This is a genomic window from Bradyrhizobium sp. USDA 4501, from assembly GCF_054062115.1.
On sequence record NZ_JBSSEX010000001.1, the window covers coordinates 1,111,130 to 1,128,499 of the forward strand.

The 17,370-nt window shown below is 65.9% G+C and carries 14 protein-coding genes; 4 read left to right on the forward strand and 10 right to left on the reverse strand.

The window, feature by feature from the left end:
* The first annotated feature begins 29 nt into the window (after positions 1–29).
* Positions 30–1,163 carry a nitronate monooxygenase gene (locus ACVWZM_RS05310; RefSeq protein ID WP_168857531.1) on the forward strand — a complete coding sequence of 378 codons (1,134 nt, stop codon included), beginning with the start codon at positions 30–32 and terminating at the stop codon, positions 1,161–1,163.
* Between the two features lie 144 nt (positions 1,164–1,307).
* Entirely contained in the window at positions 1,308–2,819 is a 1,512-nt protein-coding gene (locus ACVWZM_RS05315; protein WP_076827188.1) for an acetyl-CoA acetyltransferase, read from the forward strand.
* Between the two features lie 183 nt (positions 2,820–3,002).
* On the opposite strand, the gene ACVWZM_RS05320 is transcribed toward ACVWZM_RS05315, so the two are convergent.
* The 6 genes from ACVWZM_RS05320 to ltnD all read right to left on the reverse strand — a co-directional run bounded on the left by ACVWZM_RS05320 (position 3,003) and on the right by ltnD (position 12,832).
* Entirely contained in the window at positions 3,003–4,205 is a 1,203-nt protein-coding gene (locus ACVWZM_RS05320) for an efflux RND transporter periplasmic adaptor subunit (RefSeq protein WP_456852138.1), read from the reverse strand.
* Entirely contained in the window at positions 4,192–7,371 is a 3,180-nt protein-coding gene (locus ACVWZM_RS05325) for an efflux RND transporter permease subunit (protein ID WP_168857530.1), read from the reverse strand. Before ACVWZM_RS05325 ends, ACVWZM_RS05320 begins: the two co-directional genes overlap by 14 nt.
* Before the next feature lie 381 nt (positions 7,372–7,752).
* On the reverse strand, positions 7,753–9,444 hold the full coding sequence (locus ACVWZM_RS05330; protein ID WP_057017651.1) for a methyl-accepting chemotaxis protein: 1,692 nt from the start codon (positions 9,442–9,444) through the stop codon (positions 7,753–7,755).
* Between the two features lie 170 nt (positions 9,445–9,614).
* Complete coding sequence (otnK, locus tag ACVWZM_RS05335) at positions 9,615–10,904, reverse strand: 3-oxo-tetronate kinase (protein WP_057017650.1); 1,290 nt, start codon at positions 10,902–10,904, stop codon at positions 9,615–9,617.
* Positions 10,901–11,683, reverse strand: a complete 783-nt coding sequence (otnI, locus tag ACVWZM_RS05340; protein WP_057017649.1) for a 2-oxo-tetronate isomerase — start codon at positions 11,681–11,683, stop codon at positions 10,901–10,903. Before otnI ends, otnK begins: the two co-directional genes overlap by 4 nt.
* A gap of 12 nt (positions 11,684–11,695) precedes the next feature.
* Complete coding sequence (gene ltnD / locus ACVWZM_RS05345) at positions 11,696–12,832, reverse strand: L-threonate dehydrogenase (protein WP_375162622.1); 1,137 nt, start codon at positions 12,830–12,832, stop codon at positions 11,696–11,698.
* Between ltnD and otnC the strand changes: the two genes are divergently transcribed.
* Together otnC and ACVWZM_RS05355 are read left to right on the forward strand one after the other, a co-directional pair.
* Positions 12,804–13,460, forward strand: coding sequence for a 3-oxo-tetronate 4-phosphate decarboxylase (gene otnC, locus ACVWZM_RS05350; protein ID WP_057017647.1), 657 nt, complete (start codon positions 12,804–12,806; stop codon positions 13,458–13,460). The genes ltnD and otnC overlap by 29 nt on opposite strands.
* Positions 13,461–13,493: 33 nt before the next feature.
* Positions 13,494–13,769, forward strand: a complete 276-nt coding sequence (locus ACVWZM_RS05355; RefSeq protein WP_057017646.1) for a hypothetical protein — start codon at positions 13,494–13,496, stop codon at positions 13,767–13,769.
* Between the two features lie 174 nt (positions 13,770–13,943).
* On the opposite strand, the gene ACVWZM_RS05360 is transcribed toward ACVWZM_RS05355, so the two are convergent.
* The 4 genes from ACVWZM_RS05360 to ACVWZM_RS05375 are packed head-to-tail and all read right to left on the reverse strand — an operon-like array spanning position 13,944 to position 17,215.
* Positions 13,944–14,648, reverse strand: coding sequence for an ABC transporter ATP-binding protein (locus ACVWZM_RS05360; RefSeq protein WP_076827185.1), 705 nt, complete (start codon positions 14,646–14,648; stop codon positions 13,944–13,946).
* The gene (locus tag ACVWZM_RS05365; RefSeq protein WP_016842862.1) at positions 14,632–15,363 is read right to left on the reverse strand and encodes an ABC transporter ATP-binding protein; all 732 of its coding nucleotides are present in this window, start codon (positions 15,361–15,363) and stop codon (positions 14,632–14,634) included. Before ACVWZM_RS05365 ends, ACVWZM_RS05360 begins: the two co-directional genes overlap by 17 nt.
* Positions 15,360–16,337, reverse strand: coding sequence for a branched-chain amino acid ABC transporter permease (locus tag ACVWZM_RS05370; RefSeq protein ID WP_076827183.1), 978 nt, complete (start codon positions 16,335–16,337; stop codon positions 15,360–15,362). The genes ACVWZM_RS05365 and ACVWZM_RS05370 overlap by 4 nt, the downstream gene beginning before the upstream one ends.
* Positions 16,337–17,215, reverse strand: coding sequence for a branched-chain amino acid ABC transporter permease (locus ACVWZM_RS05375; protein ID WP_076827182.1), 879 nt, complete (start codon positions 17,213–17,215; stop codon positions 16,337–16,339). Before ACVWZM_RS05375 ends, ACVWZM_RS05370 begins: the two co-directional genes overlap by 1 nt.
* Positions 17,216–17,370 lie beyond the last annotated feature (155 nt).

The window sequence follows — 17,370 nt, forward strand, 5'->3', positions numbered from 1 at the left end:
AGAAGCAGCCGCCGGGAGAGAACCAGTCCATGAAATCACCGATCTGCGATATGCTGGGGATAGACTTCCCCCTGCTCGCTTTCAGCCATTGCCGCGACGTGGTGGCGGCGGTCAGCCGCGCCGGCGGCTTCGGCGTGCTCGGCGCGACCGCGCATTCGCCGGAGACGCTGGAGCAGGAGTTGAAGTGGATCGACGCGCATGTCGACGGCAAGCCCTATGGCATCGACGTGCTGATCCCGGAAAACATCTCGACCGCCGGCGAGAAGAACGTCACCTGGAAAAGCCTCGAGGCGCGGGTCTCGCAGGAGCATCGCGACTTCACCCGCAATCTCTTGAAGAAATACGACATCGAGCTGACCGGCCGCAACGTCGCCGACAACCAGCCGCAGCCGTTCGACGCCGAGACCGCGCTGCAACTGCTCGAAGTCTCGTTCCGGCATCCGATCCGGCTGATCGCGAATGCGCTCGGCGTGCCGCCGAAGGCGATGATCGAGATGGGGCGCAAGCACGGCGTGCCGGTGGCGGCGTTGGTCGGCTCCAAGGAGCACGCGCTGCGCCAGGTCGCGGCCGGTGTCGATATCCTGGTCGCGCAGGGCACCGAAGCCGGCGGCCATTGCGGCGAGGTCTCGACCATGGTGCTGGTGCCGGAGGTGATCAAGGCGGTCAAAAAGATCCGCGACGTGCCGGTGCTCGCCGCCGGCGGCATCATGACCGGCAGCCAGATGGCGGCCTGCATGGCGATGGGCGCGGCCGGCGCCTGGACCGGCTCGGTGTGGCTGGCCACGGTGGAATCGGAGACCTCGGAGATCTTCCGCGAGAAGATGATCGCGGCCTCCTCGCGCGACGCGGTGCGCTCCAAGGGCCGCACCGGCAAGCCGGCGCGGCAGCTCCGCTCGGTCTGGACCGACGCCTGGGACCGCTCGCCGGAGAGCCCCGGCGCGCTGCCGATGCCGCTGCAAAGCATCATCAGCCGCGACGCCTTCAACGCCATCGACCGCGCCGCCGCCGGTGGTAACGAGAAGGCCCGCGACCTCGTCAGCTATTTCGTCGGCCAGGGCGTCGGCTTGGTCGACAGCGTCAAGTCGGCCGGCGCCGTGGTGCAGGAGTTCAAGGAAGAGTTCGTCGAGGCCGTCGAGCACATGAACGCGCTGGTGGCGGAGTGACGATCCCTCCCCGCCGTCATTGCGAGGAGCGAAGCGACGAAGCAATCCACCTTTCCCCGTGTCGGAACATGGATTGCTTCGCTTCGCTCGCAATGACGCCAATAACAACCATCGAGTCCAAGACCGCAGAGTGAACCAACAAGAATGTCGAACAGCATCCCCGAAGACCGCATTCCCGTCATCGTCGGCGTCGGCGAGATCATCGATCGTCCGAAGGACATCGCCGTCGGCCTCGAGCCGCTCACGCTGCTTGAGGAGGCGCTGAAGCGCGCCGAGGCGGACAGCGGCGCCAGGCTGCTGTCCGACGTGCAGTCGCTCGACGTCGTCAACTTCCTGAGCTGGCGCTACCGCGATCCCGAGAAGCAGCTCGCCGCACGGCTCGGCATTCAGCCTTCGCATCTCTATTACGGCCCGGTCGGCGGCGAGAGTCCGATCCGCTATCTGCACGAGGCTGCGCAACGCATTGCGCGCGGCGAATGCAGCGTCGCCGCGGTCTGTGGCGCGGAGGCGCAGTCGACGGCGACCAAGGCGCAGCGTGCCGGCGTGGAGCTGCCGTGGACGCCGTTCGCGCACGACGTGGAGGAGCCGAAGCGCGGCGCCGCGTTCCAGAAGCCGATGGCCGTGAGCCTCGGCGTGTTCAGGCCGATCACGGTCTATCCGCTCTATGAATCCGCAACATCGGCGCATTGGGGCCAGACGCCGCGCGACGCGCTGAAGGAATCGGGCGAGCTATGGTCGACCTATGCGCGCGTCGCGGCCGACAATCCGAACTCGTGGCTGAAGAAGACGTTCACCGGCGACGAGATCACCACGGCCACGCCCGACAACCGGATGATCGCCTGGCCGTATACAAAGCTGATGGTGGCGAACCCGACGGTGAACATGGGCGGCGCGCTGATCCTGACCAGCCTCGCGAAGGCGCGCGCGGCCGGCGTGCCGGAGGACAAGCTGATCTATCCGCTCGGCGGCGCCTCGGCGGAAGAGCCGCGCGACTATCTGATCCGCGATCAGTTCGTCGAAAGCCACGCGCAGACCGCGGTGCTGAAGGCGGTGATGGATCTCGTCGGCGGCGACGGCAAGAAGTTCGACGCGATCGAGCTCTATAGCTGCTTCCCCTGCGTACCCAAGATGGCGCGCCGGACGCTCGGCCTCGGTGCCGACGTGCAGCCGACCGTGACGGGTGGTCTGACGTTCTTCGGCGCGCCGCTCAACACCTACATGACGCACTCGGCCTGCGCGATGGTGCGCAAGCTCCGAAGCGGCGGCACGCTCGGCCTGCTCTATGGCCAGGGCGGCTTCGTCACCAAGCATCATGGCCTCGTGCTGTCGCGCGCGGCGCCGAACGTCGCGCTCAAGCAGGACACGTCCGTGCAGGCGGAGGCCGACCGCAACAGGCGCAACGTGCCCGACTTCACCGCCCAGGCTGCGGGAAAGGGCAAGATCGAGGCCTTCACCGTGATCTATCGCGCCAATGGCGAAGTCGAGCATGGCGTCACCATGCTGCGCACCGAGGACGGCCGGCGCACGCTCGGCCGCATCCCGGCGAGCGACACGGCGACGCTGGCCTATCTGCAGGACATGGACCGCACGCCGGTCGGTACCACCGGCGACATCGTCACCGCCGGCGATGGCATGCTGGAATGGCGGGTGGGCTGACAATTCCTACCACGCCGCAAAATCCGCCGTCATCCTGAGGTGCGAGCGGAGCGAGCCTCGAAGGATGGGCTGCGAACACCGTCGTGATCCCATCCTTCGAGGCGCGGAAGGGCGCGCACCTCAGGATGACGGCAGAGCAAGCGGCTTGAGGTGAGAGGCAGGAACGAGCTTACCTGTCCTCCCCTACCCCTTCACGTCCTGCTTTTCGGATGCCGTGGTCGGCTTGCCCTTGGCGCCGGCACCAGTGACGCGGACATGGTCGCCGTCGGCGAGGCCGTCCGGCGGGGCAGTGATGATGCGATCGTCGGGCGCGAGGCCGGTGGCGATCTCGATCTCCTTGCCGAGGTCGCGGCCAATCTTCACGGTCTTGAACAGCACCTTGTCGTCAGGACCGACGGTTGCGACCCGCAGGCCACTGCTGTTGAAGATCAGCGCGCTGGCGGGAATGCTGAGCGGCGTGGATTCGCGCTGCAGATTGAGCTTCACGCTGGCATAGCTGCCCGGCATCAATTCGCCGGAGGAGTTGTCGAGCCCGAGTTGCATCCGCGTCGTGCCGGAGGCGACATCGACCGCCTGCGAGGAGGCTTCCACCGTCGCCTGGAAGGTGCGGTTCGGGTAATCCGGCAGCGCCAGCGTCGCCTTGGCGCCGATCTTGATCGCCGGGACGTAGTTCTGCGGCACGTTGACATAGACGCGCAGCTTGGTGATGTCCGAGATCGTGAACATCGCCGGGCCCGAGTTGCCGCCGGCGTTGATCAGCGCGCCGACGTCGGTGTCGCGCGAGGTCACCACGCCGTCGAACGGCGCCGTGATCTGCTTGTATCCGGCGAGCGCTTCCAGCCGCTCGACATTGGCCTGGCCGGCCTTGACCGCACCGTTCTTGTTGGAAAGGTCGGCGGTGCGCTCGTCGATCTCCTGGGCGGAGACGAAGTTCGAGGCCACCAGCGTCTTGCGCCGGTTCAACGTGGCCTCGGAGAGCTTGGCCGAGGCCTGGGCGCTGGCGAGATCGGCGCGCGCCTGCAGCAATTGCTGGTCGAGGTCGGGCGCCTCGATCTCGGCGATCACCTGGCCGGCCTTGACGCGGGCGCCGATGTCGGCGTCCCAGTTCTTGAGATAGCCGGACACCCGGGCATAGATCGGCGCGCGGGAATAGGCCTCGAGCCGGCCCGGCAGGTCGATCGTGGGGCTCAGCGCCTTGGCATTGGGCAGCGCCACCGCGACGGTCGGAATGGCCTGGTCGTCGGTCCATTCCTTCAGCCGCGTGTCCTGTTCCTCACGGGCGCGGATCCCGGTGCCGACGATCAGGCCCGCCCCTACCAGGGCCACCACGCCGAAGATGCCCAGCTTCCGGCGTGAGACCGGGGGGCGCTTTTCAGTGGGCGGCATGCGGAATCTCCGATGAGGCGGCGGCTTTGGCGCCTTGCTTCTTGTGTACCATACTGAATACCACGGGAACAAACATCAGCGTCGCGAAGGTGGCGAAGATCAGGCCGCCGATCACGGCCCGGCCCAACGGCGCGTTCTGCTCGCCGCCCTCGCCCAGCCCCAGCGCCATCGGCGCCATGCCGATGATCATGGCAAGCGCGGTCATCAGCACCGGGCGGAACCGGACGAAGCCGGCTTCCAGGGCCGCCGCGACGGGATCGCCGAGTTCCTCATAGCGCTCGCGGGCGAAGCTGATCACGAGCACGCTGTTGGCCGTCGCCACACCCATGCACATGATGGCGCCGGTGAGCGCCGGAACCGACAGCGTGGTCTCCGTCGTGAACAGCATCCAGACAATGCCGGCGAGCGCAGCGGGCAGCGCCGTGATGATCACGAACGGGTCCGACCAGGACTGGAAGTTCACGACGATCAGGAAGTAGATCAGCACGACGGCGCCGAGCAGGCCGAACAAGAGGCCGGTGAAGGCCGAGTTCATGGTCTGCACCTGGCCGAGCAGCACCACGGACGAGCCCTTCGGCACCTCCTTGGCAGTGTCGGCGATCAGCTTGCGCACGTCGGTCGCGACGCCGCCGAGATCCCGGCCTTGCGTCGTGGCGTAGATCTGCACCAGCGACTGGATGTCATATTGCGACACCACCGCACTCGAGGTCGCGCGCTTGATGTCGGCGATGCCGCCGAGGATCGGTGCCTGGGTGTTGCCGGTCGCGGTGATCGGCAGGGTCTGCAGCGCGCTCAGCGAGTCGATCTGGTATTGCGGCGTCTGCATCACGATCGAATACGACACGCCGTTATCGGGATTGAGATAATAGGTCGGCGCCACCTGCGAGGAGCCGGCGAGGTTGACCACCAGCGAGTTGGTGACGTCGCGCTCGGTCAGGCCGACATATTGTGCGCGGGTGCGGTCGACATCGATGTTGAAGGTCGGGTTGTTCGGCGACTGCTGGATCCGCGCATCGGCGATGCCGGGGATGCGCTTGATCCCGGCCAGCAGCTTGTTGGCATAGGCGAAGTTGGCCTCGAGATTGGCGCCGCGGATCTGCAGGTCGATCGGCGCCGGCGCGCCGAAGTTCAGGATCTGGCTGACGATGTCGGCCGGCAGGAACGCGAAGCTGGTGCCCGGGAACAGCCGCGGCAATTGCTCACGAAGTGCGCGGACATGCTGTTCGGTCGGCTTGTGGCCTTCCTTGAGGCGGATCTGGATGTCGCCGTCCTGCGGACCGATCACGCCGGTGTTGTTGTAGGTCATGTTGATGCCGGAGATCGGCATGCCGATGTTGTCGGTCATGGTCTCGATCTCGCCGGGCACCAGTTTGCGGATCGCCTTCTGGATGTCGGCGAGCTGGTTGGCGGTCTCCTCGACGCGGGTGCCGACCTGGGTGCGGACATGCATCAGGATGTTGCCGGCGTCGACCGACGGGAAGAAGTTGCGCCCGAGGAACGGCACCAAGAGGAACGACGCGGCGACGACTGCGAGAAAGCAGCTCACGAACACCGTGCGATGACCGAGCGCCATCGCGAGCAGGCCACGATAGCCGCTGCGGATGCGCTCGAACCGCGCCTCGAAGCCGCGCTGGAACCAGACCAAAGGATTGCGCGACTTCGGCGGCGCGCCCTCATGATGCACATGCGCCTGCAGCAGATAGTTCGCCATGGTCGGCACCAGGGTGCGCGACAGGATGAACGACCAGATCATCGCGAACATCACCGCTTCGGCCATCGGCACGAACAGGAAGCGCGCCACGCCGGTGAGGAAGAACATCGGCACGAACACGATGCAGATACAGAGCAAGGAGACGAAGGCCGGCGTCACGATCTGGTTGGCGCCATCGAGGATCGACTGCTCGACGGGTTTGCCCTGCTCGAGGTGATAATTGATGTTCTCGATCGTCACCGTGGCGTCGTCGACCAGGATGCCGACCGCGAGTGCGAGGCCGCCGAGCGTCATGATGTTCAGCGTCTCGCCGATCAGGGACAGCATGATGATGGCGCCGAGCACTGACAGCGGGATCGACACCGCGATGATGACGGTCGAGCGCCAGCTGCCGAGGAACAAGAGGATCATGATGCTGGTGAGCAGCGCGGCGATCACGCCCTCGAACGCGACGCCGGTGATGGCGCCGCGGACGAACACCGACTGGTCGCCGATGAAGCCGATCTTCAGCGCGTCCGGCATCTGGTCCTTGACCTCGATCACCTTCTGCTTGATGCCGGAGATGATATCGAGCGTCGAGGTGGCGCCGGCCTTCAGCACCATCATCAAGACCGAGCGGTTGCCGTCGACATGGACGATGTTGGTTTGCGGCGGGTTGCCGTCGCGGACCGAGGCGACGTCACGCACATAGACCATCGCGCCGTTGACCTGCTTGATCGGCAGGTCGCCGAGCTCCTCGAGCCGCAGCGGCGAGTTGTTGAGGTTGATGGTGTATTCGAAATTGCCGATCTTCTGCGTGCCGACCGGCGTGATCAGATTCTGCGCGGCGAGCGCGTTGGCGACGTCCTGGCCCGACAGGCCGCGCGCCTGCAGCGCGGTCGAATTGAGATCGATCTGGACCTGGCGCTGCTTGCCGCCGAACGGATACGGGATCGCCGCACCAGGCACCGTGACCAGCGGCGTGCGCAGCTGGTTGATGCCGATATCGGCGAGGTTCTGCTCGGTCAGTCCCTCGCCCGACAGCGCGACCTGGATGATCGGAACCGTCGAGGCGCTGTAGTTCAGGATCAGCGGCGGCGTCGCGCCCGGCGGCATCTGCTTGAGCAGGGTTTGCGAGATCGCGGTGACCTGCGCATTGGCGGTGCGGATGTCGACGTTGGGCTGGAAGAAGATCTTGATGATGCCGACGCCGTTATAGGAATTGGCGACGATGTGCTCGATGTCGTTGACGGTCGTGGTCAGCGCGCGCTGGAACGGCGTGGTGATGCGGCCGGACATCTGGTCCGGCGGCAGGCCGGTGTACTGCCAGACCACGCCGATCACGGGGATGCGGATGTCCGGGAAGATGTCGGTCGGCGTGCGCAACGCCGCCAGCGGTCCGATAATCAACAGCAGGATCGCGAGCACGACGAAAGTATATGGCCGGCTCAGCGCGATACGGACCAGTGCGATCATAAAACAAGCGTTCCCGAAATGAAGCCCGCCCAGGCAGAGGAATCGACATTGCAAAAGCCGTTCCGTAGCGGCCGATTTACCCGATGCCGGGCAAAACGCCAACCCGCGGAGCCGCGGCGGCTTTCACTTCCTCGGCATAGTGCGTGAGGCTGCGCGCTCCGAGCGACCATGCCGGGCGCAGTGCCGCCGATCGCGTGCGGATCATCGTCAAAAAGAGACGGCTCTGCTGCGAATGCGAGCCGGCCGAGGATGCTATTTCGGCCGACGCGAGGTTAACGCATCGCTGCTCTGCGAAAATGTAAAACGTGGTGGGCCGGGTCAGCCCACCACGTCGGCATCGGTTAGGCGAAGGATGGCGGCCGCCCGAGCGGCGCCGCCGGATCAGGCGGCGCGGACGGCGTCGAGGAACTTGCTGACCTCGAGCTTGAGGCGGCTGCTGTCGCCCGAGAGCGATTGGGCCGCCGACAGCACCTGGCTCGACGCCGAGCCGGTCTCGTTGGCGCCATGCTGGACGTCGGTGATGTTGGCCGAGACCTGCTGGGTGCCCTGCGCCGCCTGCTGCACGTTGCGGGAGATTTCCTGCGTCGCCGCGCCCTGCTCTTCGACCGCGGCCGCAATGGTGGACGAGATTTCCGACAGCCGTTCGATGGTCGAGGAGATTTCCTTGATCGCGCCGACCGACTCCTGGGTCGCGGTCTGGATGCCGGCGATCTGCTGGCCGATCTCGCCGGTCGCCTTGGCGGTCTGCTCGGCCAGCGCCTTCACCTCGGACGCCACCACGGCGAAGCCGCGGCCGGCGTCGCCGGCGCGTGCCGCCTCGATGGTGGCGTTCAGCGCCAGCAAATTGGTTTGGCCGGCAATGGTGTTGATCAGCTCGACGACGTCGCCGATCCGCGCGGCGGCCTTCGACAGCTCGCTGACGCGATCGTTGGTGGTGCGCGCCTGGCCGACGGCATCGCCGGCCATCCGTGCCGACTCCTGCACCTGGCGGCTGATCTCGGTCACCGACGACGACAGCTCCTCGGTCGCCGACGCCACCGACTGGACATTGGTCGAGGCCTCCTCGGACGCCGCGGCAACCGAGGTGGTCAGCTCCTGCGAACGCCGGGCGGTCGACGACAGCGTGCCGGCGGAGGCTTCGAGCTGGGTCGAGGCCGACGACACGGTCTGCACGATCTCGCCGATCATCTGTTCGAAATTGCGGGTGATGGTGTCGACCCGGCGGCCGCGCTCGATCTTGGCTTCGGCGTCGGCAGCCGCGGCTTCATCGGCCGCCTTCTTGGCGACCAGGGCTTCCTTGAACACCTGCAGCGTATCGGCCATCGCGCCGATCTCGGTCTTCTCGCCCTGATGCGGGACGTTTGCGGTCAGGTCGCCGCGGCCCAGCGCCTGCATCGGGCTCACGATCGAGGCGATGCCGGCCGAGACGTCGCGGATCATCAGGAAGCTGACGCCGACGCCGACGATGATGGCGGCGCCAAGGATCATCGCAAGCAGCATGACGGCCGACGCGTAGCTGTTTGCCGCCTCCTGCGCCGCCTTGTCGGCGCCGGCATTGTTGAGCTCGATGTCCTTGCGCAGGATCTCGTCGGCCTCGAGGCCGATCTTGTTGACGGTCTTGGCGTTCAGCTCATGCGCATCGTGCGGGGCCTTGCCGACATCCCTGCGCGACAGCGCCATCACCTCCTCGGTTCCCTTCTTGTAACGGGTCCAGGCATCGACCCATTGATCGTAGAGCGCGCGCTCCGCGGGGGTCGCGATCAGCGGCTCGTAGATCGCGCGGACCTTGAGGTTGGCGTCGACCACCGAGGTCAGGGTCTTCTCCTGCGCGAGCTTGTCCTCTAGCGTCTCGGACAGCATGTGCTCGCGGATCACGTTGCGATAGGTGATGACGCCGGCGCGCAGATCGCCGAGCGCACGCACGCTCGGCAGCCAGCTCGTCGTGATGTCGACAGTGTTGGCGTTGATCGACCGTAAATTCACGACCGCGAGCAGGCCCATGCCCGTCATCGCGACAAGCAGGAACGCAACCACGGCAATAATCTTGGCGCGGATCGAGAATTTGGCGAACATCGTGGGGGTCTCTTGATATCGGGCTCGCGAAGCCCGATCGAATGGCTGGGGGCGTGGCGGGACGCCGCAGACATCAAAGCCAGCCCCCCTCCTTAAGTAGGGTTAATTTGGTTCCCCGTTGAACTACGGAGGCGCTCTTCGACACCGTGGCATGATGCGCGCCAGCCGCATCAAGGCATCAACACGAGCGCATCCGAGAAAAACTCCGGCCCGCCGAAATTGCCTGATTTCAGGGCAAGCACCATCTCGCCTCTCCCGGCGCCGACCGCTCGCAGAACCGGCACGCCGGCGGCGATTTCCGCACCGACCAGGAATCCAGGAATGCGCAGGCGATCGACCACGGCGCCCGAAGTTTCACCACCGGCGACCACCAGCCTGTGCACGCCCGACTGCACCAGACCATCCGCGATGTCGGCCATCGCCTGCTCGATGGCATGCCCGGCTGCATCGCGACCATGACGGGATTGCACAGCTGCCACCTGATCCGGGGTCGAGCTGCTCGCAATCAGGATTGGCCCCGCCCCGAGCCGGTCTCTGGCCCAGGCGAGCGCACGCTGCGTTTCGTCCTTGCCGGCGACCACCTGCTCGGGATCGAGGTGCAGGACCGGCATCACTTTCTCGGCGTTTGCGATCTGGCGCAGGGTCGCCTGCGAGCAACTGCCGGCAAGGCACGCCGCCGGGCCGCCGACCGGCGTCGCCAGCATCGCATCCGCGCTGTCCGGTTTGGCCTTGCTCGCGGCGACCAGCGCCCGCGCCAGGCCAAGCCCGATCCCGGAAGCGCCGACTGAAAGACGGTGATCCAGCGCGACCTGCCCGATGGTCTCGAGGTCGCGGTCGAACACCGCATCGACGATGGTGGCGCCGATGCCGCTTTGCGTGAGCTCGGCGAGCTTTGCCCGGACGGCGTCCGCGCCACGGCTCAGCGTCGCCAGATCGACCAGGCCGACCTTGGTCGTGCTTTGCCGCGCCAGCACGCGAACCAGATTGGAATCATGCATCGGGTTGAGCGGGTGGTCCTTCAGCGGACTCTCGTTCAGCGGCACCGAGCCGACGAACAGATTGCCCTGGTAGACGGTGCGGCCGGTCTCCGGGAATGCCGGAGTCACCAGCACGATGGCATCCCTGGAATCGGCGCGCAGCGCGTCCATCACGGGGCCGATGTTGCCGGCATCGGTTGAATCGAAGGTCGAGCAGATCTTGAACAGGATATGTTTGGCACCGCGGCCGCGCAGCCAGGCCTCCGCTGCGCGCGAACGCGTCACGGCGAGGCCGGCCTCGATCGAACGGCTCTTCAGCGACACCACGACGGCGTCGACCTCGGGCAGCGCGAGATCGTCCGCAGGCACGCCGATGGTCTGCACCGTGCGCAGGCCGGCGCGGGTCAGCGTGTTGGCGAGGTCGGAGGCGCCGGTATAGTCGTCGGCGATGCAACCGAGAGACAGTTTTCCGGCTCGCGTCACGGCTTCACTCCGGCATAGGGCTTGAACCAGGCGAGACCGTCGGTGGTCTTGCCGCGCGGATTGTACTCGCAGCCGACGAAGCCGCCGTAGCCGAGCCGGTCGAGCTCGCCGAACAGGAACGGATAGTTCAGCTCCTCGCCGTCGGGCTCGTTGCGCGAGGGGATCGACGCGATCTGGACGTGGCCGATGATCGGCATCATTTCACGCAGCCGCATGGTGACGTCGCCATGGATGATCTGGCAGTGGTAGATGTCGAACTGCAGCTTCAGGTTCGCGATACCAAGCTCGTTGATCAGATCGCGCGCGAAGATGAAATCGTTGAGGAAGTAGCCGGGCACGTTGCGCGGATTGATCGGCTCGATCACGACGTCGAGGCCGTGCGGCGCGAAGAACTCTGCGGCATGGGCGACCGATTTGCGAAACGCGGCGACCGCCCTGGCATCGCTGCGGTCGGCTATTCCCGCCATCAGATGCACCCGCTTGACGCCGGTCGCCTGCACATAGGGCAGCGCGGTCTTCAGGCTTTGCTGGAGGTCGGCGAAACGGTCCGGCAGCGCGGCAAACCCCTTCTCGCCGGCGTTCCAGTCGCCCGGCGGCAGGTTGAACAGCGCCTGCGTCAGCCCATTGCCATTCAGCCGCTTGCCGACCTCCTCGGCCGGATGGTCGTAAGGAAACAGGAACTCGACCGCGGTGAAGCCCGCCTTCGCGGCCGCCTCGAAGCGGTCGAGGAACGGGACCTCGTTGAACATCATGGTGAGGTTGGCGGCAAAACGGGGCATTGCAGGATCCTCTTATTTCTCGCCTGGAAGCTTGGTGCCGGTAACCTGCGCATACATCCGCGCCACCGACGCATCGTCGTCGCGGCCCATGCCGGCGGCCGCGGTCATCAGGAACATCTGCAAGGCCGCGGCCGAGACCGGCACCGGGAAGCGTGCATTGCGCGCCATGTCCTGGATAATGCCGAGGTCCTTCACAAAAATTTCGACGGCGCTGCGCGGCGCATAGTCGCCGTCGAGCACATGCGGCATGCGGTTCTCGAACATCCAGGAATTGCCGGCGGAGGCGGTGATCACCTCATAGACCTTGCGGATGTCGAGCCCCTGCTTGGCGGCGAAGGCGATCGCCTCGGAGGCGGCCGCGATATGCACGCCGGCCAGCAGCTGGTTGATCATCTTGAACGCGGCGCCCTGCCCCGCGGCATCGCCGAGCTCGTAGAGCTTTGCCGCCATCGCATCCAGCGCCGGCCGCGCCTTCGCAAATGCCGCGGCGCTGCCGGAGGCGAGAATCGTCAATTCGCCCTGCGCCGCGCGCTGCGCGCCGCCGGAGATCGGGGCATCGAGATAGTGCCGGCCGGTCGCCTCGAGCTGCTTTGCGAGGCGCCGCGCGATATCAGGGTCCATGGTCGCCGAGGAGATGAAGACCGCGTCCTTGGCCAAGGTCTCGGCGACGCCGTCCTTGCCGAACAGGATCCCTTCAGTCTGCGCCGCGTTGACGACGACGCTGACGACAATGTCGGCATCCCGGGCCGCCTCGGCCGGCGACTTGGCGCCCTTGCCGCCGTCGGCGACGAAGCGCGCCACCGCATCGGCCGTGACGTCGCAGCCGGTCACCTCGAAACCGGCCCGCCTGAGTGAGGTCGCCATGCCGTATCCCATCGAGCCCAGCCCGATGACGGCGACACGTGATGTTGCGGAACTGGACATTTGGCGATCCCTGAACATTTTTAGTTGTTTGAGCATGACCTTTTCGGAAAACCGGCTGCCACTTTGCGCCAGCGCGGCCTTCCGGGCCCGGTTCATGCTCGTTGCTGCTTGCCTATCACGGCTTGGCCGCGCTGCCAAAGCATGAGACAAAGCGGAAAACGGATAGCGCCAAAGATGGCGCGGCGAGCGAAACCGGATGAGCGAAACAAAGCTTCGTGAGGACATCTGCCGCTTCGGCCGCTCGCTGTTCGAGCGCGGCCTGACGCCGGGCTCCTCGGGCAATATCAGCGTCCGGCTCGCGGACGGCGGCTGGCTGGTGACGCCGACCAACGCCTCGCTCGGCTTCCTCGATCCGGCGAAAATGTCGCGGCTCGACGGCAACGGCCGGCTCGTCTCCGGCGACGCCCCGACCAAGGAAGTGCCGCTGCACACCGCGCTCTACCAGACGCGCGCCTCCGCCGGCGCCGTGGTGCACCTGCACTCGACTCATTCGGTCGCGCTCTCGATGCTGCCCGAGATCGACCCGCGCGCCGCGCTGCCGGCGATGACCGCCTATTACGTCATGAAGTGCGGCCAGACCGCGCTGGTGCCCTATTATCGCCCCGGCGATCCGGCCGTTGCCGACGCGATCCGGGGACTGGCCGGGAAATATTCATCGGTGCTGCTCGCCAATCATGGGCCCGTCGTGTCGGGCGATACGCTGGAAACGGCGGTGTTCGCGACCGAGGAGCTGGAGGAAACCGCAAAGCTCTATCTGCTGCTGCGCGGCCTGAACCCGCGCTATTTGTCGCCCGACCAGGTGGCGGATTTGACCAGGACGTTCGGGCTCGTGCTGCCGGATCACCCTCACTAGATCAAGCGGAGGATCGATATGCGGAAGACAGTCATGATGAGGTTCACAGGCTTGGCGTTAGCGATTCCGTTCGCCGTCGGCCTTGCGGCGTCGGACGGACGGACCGAAGAGACCTTGCAAGGCATGCTGGCAACCCAGCTGCGCGCGCAAGGCTATGCCTGCGACAAGCCGCTCAAGGCCGAGCGGGACGACAAGCTCTCGAAGCCCGACAACGAGGCCTGGACGCTGACCTGCAGCAACGCGACCTATCGCGTCAGCCGCGTGCCGGACCTCGCCGCCAAGGTCGAGAAGATCGACGAGAGCAAGTAGGCTGCGTGGGCTGGATCAGTAGCCCGCATGAGCGCAGCGATATGCGGGACGCCCCGGATGTCGCTGCGCTCATCCGGGCTACGGGCTGGATTGCGCGCACCGCATGCACTGGCGTCATCCCCGCGCAAAGGCAAAGCCTTTGTCGCTGGAGGTACGAGCGTGGAGATTCCGTCGCTACAGCCCCAGATACGCCTTGCGCACGTCGGGATTGCCGCTGATCTCGGCGGCGGTGCCCTGCATCAGCACGCGGCCGGTCTGCAGGATGTAGGCGCGGTCGGCGATCTCGAGGCATTCGGCCATGCGCTGCTCGACGATCAGGACCGTCATGCCGGCGTCGCGGATGCGCTTCACGGCCTGGAAGATCTCGTCGACCAGTTTCGGCATGATGCCCTGCGACGGTTCGTCGAGCATCAGAAGCCGCGGCCGCGTCATCAGCGCACGGCCAATCGCGAGCATCTGCTGCTCGCCGCCGGACAGCGTCTCGGCGCGCTGGTCGAGCCGTTCGCCGAGTCGCGGAAACAGCTTGAACACCAGATCGAGCGGCGCGTCGCGGTCGGACTGGCTGCGATAGAGATAGCTGCCGAGGCGCAGATTGTCGCGCACCGAGAGCCGCGGAAACAGCCGGCGGTTCTCCGGCACGTAAGCAATGCCGCTTGACGTGATGACGTGCTGCGGCTGGCCGTCGACGCGCTTGCCGTCGAAGGTGACGGTGCCAGCGCGCGGCCGCTCGGCGCCGGCGATCGATTTCAACAGCGTCGACTTGCCCGCTCCGTTGGCGCCGGCGACGCAGACGATCTCGCCCTTGGTGACGTCGATCGACACCGAGGAGATCGCGACCAGGCCCTGATAGGCGGTGGTGACTTCACGCACCGACAGCATGACGATCCCCGAGATAGGCAGAAATGACTTCCGGATTGCGGACGACCTCAGTCGGCTTGCCCTCGACCAGCACCTTGCCGAGATTCAGCACGATGGCGCGATCGACCAGCGGCATCACGATCTCCATCACATGCTCGACCATCAGCACGGTGATGCCGGCGGCGCGGACCTTGCGCACCAGCTCGACGCCGGTCTGTGCCTCGACCGGCGTCAGTCCGGTGAGGACTTCGTCGAGCAGCAGCAGCTTCGGCTCGGTGGCGAGCGCGCGGGCCACCTCGAGCCGGCGCTTCTCCGACGGCACGAGGTCGGCGGCGAGCTTGTCGGCGCGCGCCGCAAGGCCGCAGAACTCCAGCACCTCGTAGGCCTTCTGCCGCGCGATGCGCATCTTGGTGTTGCGGATCAGCGCGCCGACGATGACGTTGTCGATCACGGTCATGGTCTCAAAACTCTTGACGACCTGGAAGGTACGCCCGACGCCGCGCTGGCAGCGTTCCGCCGCCGGCAGCTTGGTCACGTCCTCGCCGTCGAAGATGATCGAGCCCTGGGTCGGCGGCAGCACGCCCGCGATCAGGTTGAACAGCGTCGACTTGCCGGCGCCGTTGGGGCCGATCAGGCCGACGATCTCGCCGCGCCCGACCGAGATCGAGACATCGCTGTTGGCGACGAGGCCGCCGAAGCGCTGCCATACTCCGCGCGTTTCCAGCAGCGCCGTCATCGTGCAGCTCCCTTGCGCAGGGAGAACACGCTGACCAGTCCGCGCGGCAGCGCCAGCGAGATCACGACGATCAGCGTGCCGTAGACGATGAGGTCGACGCCGCGCCCGGAGCCGCCGATGAACGAGCGCGTCAGCTCGGTGAGCGGGATCAGGATGACCGCGCCCAGCACCGGGCCCCACAAGGTGCCGATGCCGCCAAGCACCGCAGGCAGCGCCATCAGCAGCGAGAACTGGAAGCCCATCACGCTCTCAGGATCGATGTAGGAGACGAACTGGGCGTAGAAGCTGCCGCCGACCGCAACGAGGAAGGCCGAAACCGCCGCCGCGCCCATCTTGGAGTTGAACACGACCACGCCGAGGCTTTCGGCCGCATCGGGATTGTCCTTCACCGCGCGCCACCAATAGCCCCATTTGGAATCCTCCAGCCACCAGGTGACGAACCAGGCGATGCAGGCCAGCGCCAGCGCGAAATAGAAGTAAGGCAGCTTCGAGCGGGTGAACTGGAATTTCAGCCAGCTGTCGCCGCGCACCGGGATGTCGATGCCGAGCGCGGCGCCGGCCCAATCCCAGTTCTGGATCAACAGCAGCGCGATCTCGGCGATCACGATGGTCGCGATCACGAAATAATGCCCGCGCAGGCGGAAGCAGGGATAGCCGAGCGCCAACGCGATCAATGCGGAGATCGCCCCGCCCGCCAGCATGCCGAACCACGGCAGCACGCCGAACTTGGTGAACAAGAGCGCGGTGGTATAGGCGCCGAGCCCGAAATACAGCGCATGGCCGAGCGAGATCTGGCCGCAATAGCCGGACAGGATGTTCCAGCTCTGCGACAGCGCCGCATACATCAGCGTCAGCACCATGATGTTCTGGACGTAGACGTCCTTGACGAACAGCGGCACCAGCGCGGCGATCACCGCGAGGCAGGCCGCCACGATCAGGTCACGCCTGCGGCGTTGGGCGAACTGGGTGTCCATCACATCGATCCGAACAGGCCACGCGGGCGGATGAAGACGACCAGCAGGTAAACGGCATAGATGCCGACCGATTTCAGCGACGGCGGCAGGATCAGCGCGGTGGTTGCTTCCACCAGGCCGACGATGATGCCGCCGGCAAAGGCGCCGAACACGCTGCCGAAGCCGCCGAGCGCCACGGTGACGTAGGCGATCAGGGCGAACGACGCGCCCACGTCGGGGTAGACGTAGAAGAAGATCGCCATGATGGCGCCGGCGAGGCCGACCAGCGCCGCACCAAGGCCCCAGCCGAGCGCGAACACGCGGTTCTTGTCAATGCCGACCAGCGCCACCGCGCCGGCGTCTTCGCGCGTCGCCTCGAGCGCGCGGCCGAAATCGGTGCGATTGATGAAGAAGTAGAGCGCGACGAAGGCCGCGATCGACAGCATCGCGCCGATCAGCTGCGGCTCCGGCAGATAGATGCCGGCGATCGACACCGTCTTGCCGCCGACCCAGGAGTTGGTGACGCTGCGGTAGTCGGGCGTGAAGAAGAACTGGGCGAGGCCCCGCATCACGATCGCGAGGCCGAAGGTCGAGAAGATCTGCACCATGCCAGCATTGGCCTTGGCGCGCATCGCGAAGCGGACGATCAACAAATAGACCACCGCACCGAACACGAACAGCGCCGCGGCGACCAGCGGCGCCGCGAGCAAGGGATCGATCGCGAAGAACGCGAACAGGAAGAAGGTCGCGTACATCGCGATCATCAGGAACTCGCCGTGCGCGAAATTCACGACGTCCATCAATCCGAAGATCAATGCGAGGCCTGCGGCGATCAGTCCGTAGAGCAGCCCCATCAACAGGCCGCTCGCCAAACTCTGGATAATGGTCTCGGCTGTCACGGTCGACGCTCCATGTTCCGACCATTGTCTTTAGCCCCCGTCATTGCGAGGAGCGAAGCGACGAAGCAATCCATGCTTCCTTTTCGCGGAGACGTGGATTGCTTCGCTTCGCTCGCAATGACGGAACATGCGAGACTCTGAATGATGTCTTCGGC

Excerpts from the sequence above, each read along its gene's own strand:
- ACVWZM_RS05310 (WP_168857531.1), top strand. The coding sequence starts at position 30 with ATGAAATCACCGATCTGCGATATGCTGGGGATAGACTTCCCCCTGCTC.
- ACVWZM_RS05315 (WP_076827188.1), top strand. The coding sequence starts at position 1,308 with ATGTCGAACAGCATCCCCGAAGACCGCATTCCCGTCATCGTCGGCGTC.
- ACVWZM_RS05320 (WP_456852138.1), bottom strand. The coding sequence starts at position 4,205 with ATGCCGCCCACTGAAAAGCGCCCCCCGGTCTCACGCCGGAAGCTGGGC.
- ACVWZM_RS05325 (WP_168857530.1), bottom strand. The coding sequence starts at position 7,371 with ATGATCGCACTGGTCCGTATCGCGCTGAGCCGGCCATATACTTTCGTC.
- ACVWZM_RS05330 (WP_057017651.1), bottom strand. The coding sequence starts at position 9,444 with ATGTTCGCCAAATTCTCGATCCGCGCCAAGATTATTGCCGTGGTTGCG.
- otnI (WP_057017649.1), bottom strand. The coding sequence starts at position 11,683 with ATGCCCCGTTTTGCCGCCAACCTCACCATGATGTTCAACGAGGTCCCG.
- otnC (WP_057017647.1), top strand. The coding sequence starts at position 12,804 with ATGAGCGAAACAAAGCTTCGTGAGGACATCTGCCGCTTCGGCCGCTCG.
- ltnD (WP_375162622.1), bottom strand. The coding sequence starts at position 12,832 with ATGTCCTCACGAAGCTTTGTTTCGCTCATCCGGTTTCGCTCGCCGCGC.
- ACVWZM_RS05355 (WP_057017646.1), top strand. The coding sequence starts at position 13,494 with ATGATGAGGTTCACAGGCTTGGCGTTAGCGATTCCGTTCGCCGTCGGC.
- ACVWZM_RS05360 (WP_076827185.1), bottom strand. The coding sequence starts at position 14,648 with ATGCTGTCGGTGCGTGAAGTCACCACCGCCTATCAGGGCCTGGTCGCG.
- ACVWZM_RS05365 (WP_016842862.1), bottom strand. The coding sequence starts at position 15,363 with ATGACGGCGCTGCTGGAAACGCGCGGAGTATGGCAGCGCTTCGGCGGC.
- ACVWZM_RS05370 (WP_076827183.1), bottom strand. The coding sequence starts at position 16,337 with ATGGACACCCAGTTCGCCCAACGCCGCAGGCGTGACCTGATCGTGGCG.